The 9,927-nt window shown below is 37.9% G+C and carries 11 protein-coding genes and 2 pseudogenes; 4 read left to right on the top strand and 9 right to left on the bottom strand.

Annotated elements, in window-relative coordinates; all coding sequences use genetic code 11:
* From F6K54_RS32350 to F6K54_RS32370, 5 genes are all read right to left on the bottom strand, one after another.
* The coding region (locus F6K54_RS32350) for a zinc ribbon domain-containing protein (RefSeq protein ID WP_293087206.1) at positions 1 to 68 on the bottom strand (68 nt) is incomplete at its 3' end.
* 58 nt (positions 69 to 126) lie between these two features.
* A complete protein-coding gene (locus F6K54_RS32355; RefSeq protein WP_255502791.1) occupies positions 127 to 249 on the bottom strand; it encodes a hypothetical protein in 123 nt (40 codons plus the stop codon).
* A gap of 201 nt (positions 250 to 450) precedes the next feature.
* On the bottom strand, positions 451 to 657 hold the full coding sequence (locus tag F6K54_RS43315) for a transposase (protein ID WP_366558293.1): 207 nt from the start codon (positions 655 to 657) through the stop codon (positions 451 to 453).
* Between the two features lie 232 nt (positions 658 to 889).
* Positions 890 to 1,084, bottom strand: coding sequence for a hypothetical protein (locus F6K54_RS32365; RefSeq protein WP_293087187.1), 195 nt, complete (start codon positions 1,082 to 1,084; stop codon positions 890 to 892).
* Positions 1,068 to 1,163, bottom strand: coding sequence for a helix-turn-helix domain-containing protein (locus tag F6K54_RS32370; RefSeq protein WP_202223267.1), 96 nt, complete (start codon positions 1,161 to 1,163; stop codon positions 1,068 to 1,070). Before F6K54_RS32370 ends, F6K54_RS32365 begins: the two co-directional genes overlap by 17 nt.
* 331 nt (positions 1,164 to 1,494) lie before the next feature.
* Here F6K54_RS32370 and F6K54_RS32375 point away from each other — a divergent pair, with 331 nt between their 5' ends.
* From F6K54_RS32375 to F6K54_RS32390, 4 genes are all read left to right on the top strand, one after another.
* The gene (locus F6K54_RS32375; RefSeq protein ID WP_293087190.1) at positions 1,495 to 1,989 is read left to right on the top strand and encodes a bleomycin hydrolase; all 495 of its coding nucleotides are present in this window, start codon (positions 1,495 to 1,497) and stop codon (positions 1,987 to 1,989) included.
* Positions 1,990 to 3,556: 1,567 nt separating this feature from the next.
* Positions 3,557 to 4,831: a HEAT repeat domain-containing protein gene (locus F6K54_RS32380; protein WP_293087192.1), complete on the top strand. Its 1,275-nt coding sequence runs from the start codon at positions 3,557 to 3,559 to the stop codon at positions 4,829 to 4,831.
* A 783-nt stretch (positions 4,832 to 5,614) separates the two neighbouring features.
* Complete coding sequence (locus F6K54_RS32385) at positions 5,615 to 5,890, top strand: pentapeptide repeat-containing protein (protein WP_293087195.1); 276 nt, start codon at positions 5,615 to 5,617, stop codon at positions 5,888 to 5,890.
* Positions 5,891 to 5,987: 97 nt separating this feature from the next.
* Positions 5,988 to 6,809: a tetratricopeptide repeat protein gene (locus F6K54_RS32390; protein ID WP_293087197.1), complete on the top strand. Its 822-nt coding sequence runs from the start codon at positions 5,988 to 5,990 to the stop codon at positions 6,807 to 6,809.
* 424 nt (positions 6,810 to 7,233) lie between these two features.
* Here F6K54_RS32390 and F6K54_RS32395 read toward each other — a convergent pair.
* The 4 genes and pseudogenes from F6K54_RS32395 to F6K54_RS32410 all read right to left on the bottom strand — a co-directional run.
* Positions 7,234 to 7,505 (bottom strand): annotated as a pseudogene (locus tag F6K54_RS32395) (transposase); the annotation flags it as partial.
* Positions 7,506 to 7,634: 129 nt separating this feature from the next.
* Positions 7,635 to 7,868 carry a preprotein translocase subunit SecG gene (secG, locus tag F6K54_RS32400; protein ID WP_293087200.1) on the bottom strand — a complete coding sequence of 78 codons (234 nt, stop codon included), beginning with the start codon at positions 7,866 to 7,868 and terminating at the stop codon, positions 7,635 to 7,637.
* A gap of 112 nt (positions 7,869 to 7,980) precedes the next feature.
* Positions 7,981 to 9,579, bottom strand: coding sequence for a 2,3-bisphosphoglycerate-independent phosphoglycerate mutase (gene gpmI, locus F6K54_RS32405; protein ID WP_293087203.1), 1,599 nt, complete (start codon positions 9,577 to 9,579; stop codon positions 7,981 to 7,983).
* A gap of 112 nt (positions 9,580 to 9,691) precedes the next feature.
* Positions 9,692 to 9,927, bottom strand: a pseudogene (locus F6K54_RS32410) (RNA-guided endonuclease TnpB family protein); the annotation flags it as partial.

Below are 9,927 nucleotides of genomic sequence, written 5' to 3' on the forward strand. Positions count from 1 at the left end.
ATATTTATTGCTGCATTCTCATCTCTATCGTGTTTTGCACCACAGTTGAGACACTCCCATTCTCGCACCTTCAGGTCTAACTTACCACCTTTAAACCCACAATCTGAACAAACTTGAGATGTTGGCTCAAGGGCGACTAATTACTCTGAAATCACGACCATATTTTTCTGCTTTTCCCTCTAAAAATGTTCTGAATTGCCTCCAACCTAAATCAGATATTGCTCTAGATAACTTACGGTTCTTAACCATACCAGAAACGTTTCCAACGGAGATGCTTCCCTACGGGATGCTACGCAAACGCAAACAAATCTTCTAAAACAACTGTTTGGTTTTCACGAATTATTTTAGTAGATAATTTATGCAGAAAATCTGACGAGTGTATCTTTCAGTTTTGCATGGAACTTAGCCACTCTAACCCTGGCTTTTTCATACCTTTTAGATCCTTTAGTTTTATGAGATAATGACAAACTTTACCTTTCTTAATTTCTTAATTCGTTTCTTTAGTGGTTTTGGTGCATCAATCTTTGTACCGTCACTGAATGTAGCAAAGGTTTTAATACCTAAATCTATACCTACTGAATTATCAGTTCTCAGTAAGATTTCTGGTTGTATTTCTACTACAAAACTTAAGAAATATCTATGGGCTGAATCTTTGATTACTGTTACTGATGATGGAGCAGCAGGTAACTCTCACGGGCGAAACTATTTTCAGCTTTCCTATCTTGGCGCTTCTAGACTTTATGTTGACCAACTTTAAATCCTCATGCATGTAAATCTAGCAGTTTGCTTTGATTTTCTACTTTTAAATCGCGGAGCGTTGCGAGGAACGAAGCAATCTGGAGGTTTAACAGGTCTACCTTTTCTCTTGCCTTGAGTTGATTTAAAAAAGTTAGAGCAACGCCTGGTTTAAATCATTCAATGATTGCTGCAATGGTATGTTAGAAACCTCTGACAACCATTGTCTTTCTTCAGTCTTTTTAGCTTGAGTAATAAAAAGCTTTTGTAGTTCTGATAAGTCAGGTTTCTTTTCTGCTGATTTATACTTCTGTTGGGAGTAAGCTAGACTATCATTCACTCGCCACACGGACACAGCCAAATAGCTTGGCCAATCGGTATTTTTGTCCCGGCGTTGGATAAATACGATACTTAAATCTAGCTTTCATAACTTGACTTTTAAACTAACAACATGATAACATATTTATTGAAAAAAATCAACTAAAAAGTCGCCCTAGAAGGGCCAGGCTTGAGACCCATTTTTTCGGTCAAAGATTTTTTCTAATTGGAGGTAGAGGTACATTCGGGATATGCTCCTAATACAGAATTAGAATTCCTCAGAATGCAATCTATCAATATTTACGAAGCAGTGCCAAAATTGCTATTTCTCAAATCAAAATTAATTGCCTCTTGTTTGCTACTCTTGCTTTGCAAGATAGACTCGACTTCAGTCAATGTCCTTGAAGAGTAGTCAGTAAAAAACAACGAGAAAATTTATTCATGAAATCATTTATTTCAACTGTGATTAATGCTGCTGACATAGCAGGGCGTTTTCCTAATAATTCTGACTTAGAGTCTATTCAAGGAAATCTACAACGTACTCTTCCTCGCATGGAAGCAGCAGAAAAACTAGCAGAGCGTCTGGATGCTGTAGCAAAAGAAGCTGGTGACTGGGTATTTAAAAAGTATCCCGAACTGACAAAACCTGATGGAATTTGTGATTCCCAAGTTAAGATCGAAAAATGTTATCGCGATCTAAATCATTATCTGAGACTAATTAATTATTGTCTAGTAGTTGGGGATACTGCTCCTCTTGATGATTGGGCTATTACAGGGCAACGAGAAGTTTACCGCGTTCTCAATTTGCCAACTGCACCTTTTGTTAGTGCGCTTCAATACACACGCGATCGCGCCTGTTCTCCTAGAGATATGTCTCCCCAAGCTTTAGTTGAATTTTGGGCTTACCTAGATTATTTGATTAATTCCTTTTCATAAGTTATAAAGTCATTTCAGTTATCAATTATAGCAATTCCCAAGAAGAGTGAGGTACGCGCATTCGTTGGTTTTAGGGAACAGGGAACAGAAGACAAATAAAGGTAGGTGTTCCTAATTAGACTGAGAAAGTGCGATTCGTTTGGCAAGGGCGAGCTCCTATGTAAGGTAAGCCAGTCCCAAAACTAGGGATAACTCTAGTAGCCATGCAGGTTGAATTCCTGCTCTCCGGGATGCGGAGTGACTTCAGTTGTTCAGGATTCCAGGGTAACAACTTGGTCTCTCAGTGCATGGACTTAAAGCCGTAAAACTAGAAGGTTTTATCCTGGTTATCTTAGGCGTTGGGAGTTGCATAAGGTTAATGCACAGTGAATCTAGTATTACCGCTCGTCACCTAAGATTGGTGAAATTAAGCCTGATACACCAAACCCAAAACGGGAAGCCTTGTAATACTGATAACGTAGTTTCTCGACGTTATCGCATCTAGTTTGAGGCCGGGCGAGGCTAGGAGCCTAAGTGCAACAAGAAATGGTACTAGGGAACGAAGTAACCCCTTAAGACTCTCAGGTCTCGACCCCTGAGTAGGGAAAGTTTAACCAATGTCTTCTAGGGTTAAGGATTCCCCAAGAAGCAAGCCTAGATTAATGTCTAGGATGTGCAGACGTGGGGAAACATTGCAGGCAGGCGTGAAACCGAAATTGTATCAAGCCTAAACACAAATGCTGGGGTAAGTAGGCTCAAGTCGAGAGTAGGAGACTCTTGTCAAAGAAAAATCTCCAGGCATAATGCCAAAGAGCAGCGAAAACCGAGGCGCTCCAAGCGTGGACAAACCTTGAAATACAGGTGCGAAACTAGGTGTAACCAACCTTATAGACTACTGCAATGTTAGGAGCCGTGTGAGCTGGAAACTCTCATGCACGGTTTTGAAACAGAGGTGAGGGATAGCGATATCCCCATCGACTGTATCCGCTATATCAATACCTCCTACTTCAGTAGGAGGCAAGAAAATATTGAAGTTGGTTTTTTTCATCCCCTCAGGACTTATATCATGTCCGGTTGAATACTTACACTTTGGAGGAAGGAAGGCAGCTATGCTGGAGGCAGCTATGCTGGAGGCAGAAGGGAAGAAAATATTAGAAGGGATAAAGTTTTTTTATCACTGATTATCCGGACATGATATTACGCAAGGATACTATATTAGACTTGTCGCTTTATAACTTAAAAAATCCCCAAAAGCCTTGTTCTGTAAAGATTGTAGCTATCCGGGGGTAAAAAACATTGGAATTATTGCTCTGTCTAGGTTGGAGCGATTTTTTCCCTCTATTTAGCGACAACTCTATTATATATACAGGACTTACGCATTACTATTATTATATATAGTGTAAATCTGGTCATTATTGCTGATATAAACACTATAAATTAGTGCTGTTGCGTAAGTTCTGAATGATTTTAGACGATCGTTCCACATAATAGATCTGAAGTTTAAAGCTTTCAGTCTATGCTTCTGTCGCAAACTGCTGTACGATCTATTCAAGAAACTAATTGTTGATTTTAATTAATACTAGAGAAAATGGATAAGCGTTTTTTCAATTTATTTCCTGGATTAAGTGAAGAAAAAGCAATTGCTTTATTAGAAGCACCACTTGAAGAATTAGAAGATAAATCCGATCGTTATATTGCAGCAAGTCATTTAGTTAACTTTCCAAGCGTTCGTTCAATCAATGTCTTAATTAAAACTCTACAAGATACTAACCCAGTTCTAGAACATAAAATTGCTAGACGTAAAGCGATCGAAACATTGGGACGTTTAAATGCAACATCAGCACTACCTGCAATTAGAGCTTGCTTAAGTGATGAAGACTCTTACACTGTAGAAAATGCTGTCTGGGCAATTGGCGAAATAGGAACTGACGATCAAGAAATTCTTGCAGAAATTTCTCGGTTGTTGGAAAAGCCTGGTCAAAGTTATCGTTTGATTATTCAAGTGTTGGGAAAATTTAACTATAAACCTGCAATAAATAATATTCAAAAATTTACAACATCTGATGATGAACCTATTGCTAGTGCAGCGATCGCTACTGTTTGTCGTTTAACAGGGGATTATTCCCAGATGACAAAAGTGGTAGAATTTTTAGAACATTCAAATATTAATGCTAGACGGGGTTGTATTCAAGACCTAATCGATACTAAATATTATCCATCTATTCCTAATATTGCTAAATGCCCAGTTTCGATGGTTTTTCGTCTCCGGGGAATTAGACTCCTAGCAGAAACAGGTATACCTACAGGTGAGATTAACTTTGCTCAGATTGAACCCTATTTAGATTTGGTGGTTCGTGACCATCCCAATGATTTAGAATTAGTCCATGAATATGACCAAACTCCTACTTTAGAATTTGCTATTCAAGAATTATACAGTACAGATTTTGGTAGATGTTATCTGGCTGGCAAAACCCTTTTAGAGACTTACCCAGAAGTTTCAGGTGCAGCATTAATGGCAACTTTTGCAGAAAGCGCTCATAATGATTATGGTGCCCACTATCATGTAGTTAAACTTTTAGGTTGGCTTAAATATGTTGATAGTTATGATTTATTGATAGAAGCACTGCACAATAAAGCACCTCAGTTTCAGAAATCTCGTGGAGCTGCTGCACTTGCTCTGGCTAATTTAGGAGATGAGAGGGTTATACCTTTACTTAGGGAGACTATTAGTAATGCAAGAATTTTTGATTTGAAATATGCTTGTTTGTTGGGGTTAAAACAGTTAGGGGATAGTCAAGCTATTGATTTAGTTGCTAATGACTCAGATTTATTGATTCAAGCTAAAGCAAAAAATATGATTTGATCAGGACCAGGACTTACGCAAAGGTACTATATATATATAGTCTAAAAACTACAACGTTATAGTTTTGATATATAGAACCCCTAAACGGAGCTATTTAAAAATAGACGGGCAGATGGGGTGATTGGTAGATAGGGGGATGGGGTAGTTTTATTACCTCAGCTCAACCTATTAAATATCGAGAATTGATGATGTACAAAACTAAGACGTTATAGTTTTTGTATAGAACCCTGATGGTAGCTATATAATTATGGTGTAAGAGTCTTTAATTGATGATGTACAAAACTAAGACGTTATAGTTTTTGTATAGAACCCTGATGGTAGCTATATAATTATGGTGTAAGAGTCTTTTTGGGCATCAATGAGTGAGGAAAAATCTTCTGTTGGTGTGTTAAATTTTTTGTATTATTTCTCCCCACATCTTCCCTCGAACCTCTTCCCTCTTACCTCTTACCTCCAGTATAGCTGTCTCCAGTATAGCTGTCTCAAGGCTAAAAAATTTAATATTTATGGAGATACCACTAAGGGGTTCTATATGTAGTCTCTGCGTAAGTCCTAAAAATATTAACAGAGATTATGAAGTATGATAACTTAGACATTTTGTAGATATTTGTTGTTGTCTAGGATAGTCTATCAAATTAGCCTTTAGCAAACAGCAGTTAAGGTTTGGAACTCTCGTTTGGCCTTTAAAACCTCTCGGTTGAGGTTTGAAACCTCTAAAATCTTACTTTTGACTTTATGTATCGACCTAAGTGACCCTAAATTCTCAATTTTCCAGGAATACTAATGATGAGAGCGCGTGAGATATTGCAGGAATATGAAAAAGGTAGACGAGATTTCCAAGGTGTGAGTCTTCGGGGTCTATCTTTTAAGGGAAAAGATTTATCTGGAGCAGATTTTAGTGAGGCGGATATTCGAGGTACTAATTTTCGAGGAGCGAATCTGAGCGGTGCTAGGTTTCAGGAAGCTAAGGCAGGGTTACAAAAGCGTTGGGTGGTAGTTCTGCTTTTTGGTGTTTTTGTTTTAGTTGGTATATCAGCTTTTTTGAATGTATCCATATAATAAAAGTTTAAAATCATTACCTAATAATATAGAACAATTGAAGCGTCAGACAATGTGATACTATTTATCTTTTTACTGCTATAAACAAATTATCAATATGCCACACTTAATTCGCAAACTTTTCATAACAATCCTTTTATTATCTCTATTTTGCCTGAGCAACCCAGTAACTGTAATAGCTGCCACTCAACCACAGAATCTTACCCCCACTCAATTAGAAGAATTAGACAATCTGTTTAATCAAGCCTTAAATGCCAGTAATAACGGTGACTTTGCCAACGCCGAACAATTATGGACTCAAATTTTAGAACAATATCCCGACAACCCTGCCATCTGGAGCAACAGAGGTAATATTAGACTGAGTCAAAATAAAATAGAAGAGGCAATCTCTGATTATCAAAAAGCAATAGAAATTTTTCCTAATGCTCCCGATCCTTATCTAAATCGTGGTATTGCTTATGAAAGACTGAACAAATGGTCAGAAGCGATCGCTGATTATAATCAAGTTATAGAATTAGACCCCGAAGATCCAGTAGCCTACAATAACCGTGGTAATGCTGAAGGGGGATTAGGAGAATGGGAAAAAGCGACCGAAGATTACAAAAAAGCTTCTGAATTAGCTCCTGAATATGCCTTTGCTCGTGCCAATTATTCTCTAGCTCTTTACCAAATTGGACAAACTCAGGAAGCAGTAAAAACCATAAAAAGTCTGGTTCGTAAATATCCTAACTTTGCTGATATGCGGGCTGCCTTAACTGCTTGTCTCTGGGAACAAGGCAAAAAAGGAGAAGCGGAAAGTAACTGGGTAGCTGCTGTAGGATTAGATGGACGTTATCAAGACCTTGATTGGGTAGCTAACGTTCGTCGTTGGCCTCCTACATTAGTTAATAGTTTGGAGAAATTTATTAAAATAGAATAACTATAATTAGGGCTTGCTGAAAAAGTCTTATGGGTGAGGTTAGGAGACAACCCACCCCTAGCCCCTCCCAGGAGGGGAAGGGAAGACAGCTATACTGGAGACAGGAGAAACGGGCAATGAGCGAGGAGATAGTAGTTAAGAATTGTCCCAAGATTGTTCTGTCCAACTATGCGCCTAAAATACGCTCCTTTTTGAGCGTGAAGAGCTAAAACAGGCGCACTTTTTTCGCTCCTAAAAAGGTTAAAACCTTTATCTGGTAATTATTTGAGATTTAATCAGCAAGCCCTAATTAGGGTTTGCTGAAAAAATCGGAAAACGGTTGATTTCTGATTCAAAGAAAAGCTGATGATAATAAAAAATTATCATCCTTAATTTAACCATAAGTTGAAATGATTAAACAAACAGTAAAAACAGTTTTTTCTCCAAAAAAGTATAAAAAAAGAGAAAAAGCTTCTTTTAAGAGGGTAGAAAGGTTGATTACTAAGAAAGTAATTGCGATAGAACTCCGTTCCGCTGCGCGATCGCAGTTGCGGAAGTTTCAGGAAGTTTAGTCATCACTTTCTGTAAGCTAAATCCTCTTTTTGCTTGCCCGAATTTACCCTCAATATGGTTCCGCAATCTTTCATCCAAGTGAGCTTGTTTCTTCTGTTCTTTATCAATATTTTTTGGTGGTCTTCCCAAGGGAGGAACGCTAATTTCCCAGACATTTGCCTGGGAATGTATAGTAGTCGCCAGGGTAGTTAGAACATTCTCAAACCTTCAAATTTAGTTATATCCAGAATTTAACTTCTAAATTCTAAATTCTAAATTCTAAATTCTAAATTCTTATTGTGGTAACCACCCTGCACTAAGAAGTATGGTTAAACCCATAAAAAGCACAGAAAAAGTCCAAGTAATCCTATTCAAAGTTATCTCTGCACTTTTGGTGCTAGTAAACAATTGAGCTTGTCCACCAATACCACCAATTCCATCACCTTTGGGGCTGTGTAACAATACAAATACAACAATACCTATAGCGGATACAATCCAGATAATTTCCGCAAGTTGAACAACATTCATAGTTTTTAATTCGTTAAAAAATCCAAGAATTTCACTGATATTGGGAAGGAGAGGTAATTATTAATTATTAATTATTAATTATTAATTGTTGAACTGCCTCCTGCCTGCCTGACTACAAACCTACTCGCATAGGAGTAAGATTTTGTTGAATATCATATCCGGCATTTTCAATTATTGACCTTCCAGTCATTTCAGGAGGTTGGGGCAACTGTAGAATTTCCAAAATAGTTGGTGCTACATCTGCTAAACACCCATCTTTTCGCAAAGGAACTTCAGCGCCATGACCAGGAATTTTTCGTCCCTCTCCTTCTATTAGTATAAATGGCACAGGGTTTGTCGTATGAGCTGTCCAAGGATTTCCTTCTTCGTCCCACATATATTCAGCATTACCATGGTCAGCAATGATAATTGCTGTGCCGCCTGCTTTACTAATACTATCTAAAAGTTGTCCTAAACAATAGTCAACTGTTTTAACTGCATTCACCGCTGCATCCATAACTCCAGTATGACCTACCATGTCAGGGTTAGCATAATTAATCACAATTAGAGAATAGATTTGTTGTTCCACAGCAGCGATCGCTACTTCTGTCACTTCTTCCGCTGACATTTCTGGTGCTTCATCATAGTGAGCTACCATTGGACTTTGAATCAATTCTCGGTCTTCTCCCTCAAATGGTTGTTCTAAACCTCCATTGAAAAAGTAAGTTACATGAGCATATTTTTCAGTTTCAGCAGTCCGGAGTTGACGGAGACCATGCTGAGAAATTACTTGTCCAAGAATATTATTTAAGTTTTGAGGCTTAAAAGCGACTAAGGTCGGCAAACTAGAGTCATACTGAGTAAAAGTTAAAAATGTTAATGGTTGAATTTTCTGGCACTCAAACCCATTAAAATCTATGTCTACAAAGGCTTGAGTCAATTGACGGGCACGATCTGGACGAAAATTAAAGAATATTACTCCATCTCCAGGCTCTATAGCTCCTGGGGATACTCTAACTGGGATGACAAATTCATCTGTTATACCCTCAGTATAAGACTGTTGTAATAAATCAGAAGCAGAACAACCAACTCCATAACCGTCTTTGGTCATCACTTCATAAGCTTTTTGAATTCTATCCCATCGTTTATCCCTGTCCATTGCATAGTAACGACCACTAATAGTTGCAATTCGTCCTACACCACTTTGATTAATGTGATATTCTATTTGTTTGAGTACCTGGACTCCTGATTTTGGGTTTGTATCGCGTCCATCAGTAATAGCATGAATACAAACATCAGAAATTCCTTTTGCTTTAGCCATATCCAGTAAACCTAATAAGTGGTTTACATGAGAATGAACTCCTCCAGGGGAACATAAGCCCACTAAGTGTAGTTTGGAATTACGCTCAATAACATCTTGACAACATCTTTCAATATCTTGATTTTGAGCAATCGATCCATCTTCTATTGCATCAGATATTCTTACCAACTCCTGGGGTACAATTCTTCCTGCACCAATATTTAAGTGACCGACCTCCGAGTTACCCATTTGACCTTCTGGCAAACCTACTGCTTTCCCAGAAGCTTGAATCAAAGTTCTAGGATATGCTTGCCAAAGGCTATCAATTATAGGTGTTTCACCAACAGCAATGGCATTTCCTTCTTTTTCTTCTCGATAACCCCAACCATCTAAAATAATTAGTACAACCGGAGATATATAAACTGTTCCCATGATTTTTTACCTTTTATAGTTCATAAAAATATAGTCATATAAGATATATCCTCACTTTGTAGGTGTTACCGCTCAACTAAACTTACTCAAACTTACTCAAAGGTCTGAAAGTCTAGTCAAACGCAAGTGGATCGACCACTACAGGGTTAAACGGCAAACCCTTTATTCCTTGGTCAAAGACATCAGGAATTACTTTTTTAATAATGTTCAACGACCCATTGACATCTGCATTTAATAATTTATTTTCCCTGGTTTTATACAACCCTCTTGTTACTCTTTTTCCACTAAATCTCGGTTTTTTTTCTCCATATGTTGGTAAATCATCCCCATCTAAACAGCTTGATTGAG

Source organism: Okeania sp. SIO3B5 (assembly GCF_010692555.1).
In the GTDB taxonomy this organism is placed as follows: Bacteria; Cyanobacteriota; Cyanobacteriia; order Cyanobacteriales; family Microcoleaceae; genus Okeania.